Below are 760 nucleotides of genomic sequence, written 5' to 3' on the forward strand. Positions count from 1 at the left end.
GCCGTGATCGCGGCGGCCTCGGCCTCGGTGGGCAGCCGGCCGGGTCCGTCGGAGGCGTCCGGGAGCTGCCCGGCCCGGCCGTTGCCGGCATGGCCCTGCCCGGCCCGGTCCTGACCCACCCGCCCCTGGCCGCCACTGTTCACGGTCAGGGGTGCCGCAGGAGAAGGTGCGGGTCTTGGACGCACGTGGCCTCCCTGGATGCTTTGGCAGGCCAGGACGCGCGCTCGGCCGAACATCGGCGACCAGGATGCCCGAGACGGGCCTCTTCGCGGCGAGGTCGACGGAATGCGACAGACCTACCGATACCGATTTCACACGCCCGGGGCCATCGGATGCAAGAGGATTCGGCAAACTGGGCGCAACCAATTTCGCCGGGACCGCTTCTCCTGCTCCGCCGGCCCGGATGGTCCGCGTGGCCGAGGATCCGCAGGTTACCTGGACATTGCTTCGATCATACTCAATGGAGACCATAAAGCGACAAGTGCGGCAACGGTGACAACAATCGCTCTCTGGTCGACAAACCTCTGCGTTGTATGCCATCTTTGCGAACTTTTTACGGGCCTGAGCCGCGAAGCCCCATCTCCGCCGACGGCACCGGTCCAAGCCCTAACGACGCCGGTCGAACTGATCCACGAGGAAGGACAGATGGTTCACCCGTCCCCAGTCCGCGACCCGGGACATCGTCCCGGCGTCACCTGGCAGGGCCAGTGTCCGGCCGAGCGAGACGCCGACGACGAGGACCGCCGCGAGCACCGCCGCC

The 760-nt window shown here is 67.8% G+C and carries 1 pseudogene; it reads right to left on the bottom strand.

The window, feature by feature from the left end:
- Positions 1-185, bottom strand: a pseudogene (locus tag AC08ON_RS04715) (hypothetical protein); the annotation flags it as partial.
- Positions 186-760 lie beyond the last annotated feature (575 nt).

This window comes from Frankia sp. CoWAU3 (assembly GCF_977971855.1).